A 367-nucleotide genomic window follows, 5' to 3' on the forward strand; every position below is an offset into this window, starting at 1 on the left:
CCATCAGCTTCAATCTGGCGCCGGGCACCTCGATTGGCGACGCCACCAACAGCATCACACAAGCCTTGCATGCGATGGACCTTCCGCCGACGATCAATTTCGGCTTCGAAGGGACAGCCCAGGCTTTCCAGCAGTCGCTGTCGACAGTGCCGCTCCTGCTCGTCGGCGCCCTGGACATCGTCTATCTCATTCTCGGGATTCTCTACGAAAGCTATGTCCACCCTCTGACGATCCTCTCGACCTTGCCGTCGGCCGGGATCGGTGCTCTCGCCACCCTCATGCTCCTGGGCTACGATTTCAGCCTGATCGCGCTGATTGCCGTCATCCTGCTGATTGGCATCGTCAAGAAGAACGGCATCATGATGGT

The 367-nt window shown here is 58.9% G+C and carries 1 protein-coding gene; it reads left to right on the forward strand.

The annotated features are described in order from the left end of the window. Positions 1–367: efflux RND transporter permease subunit (locus tag AB4Y92_RS26605; RefSeq protein WP_441822350.1), on the forward strand; the 367-nt coding region annotated here is incomplete at both ends.

Source organism: Lysobacter sp. TAB13, assembly GCF_052113885.1.
Taxonomy (GTDB): Bacteria; Pseudomonadota; Gammaproteobacteria; order Xanthomonadales; family Xanthomonadaceae; genus Lysobacter; species Lysobacter gummosus.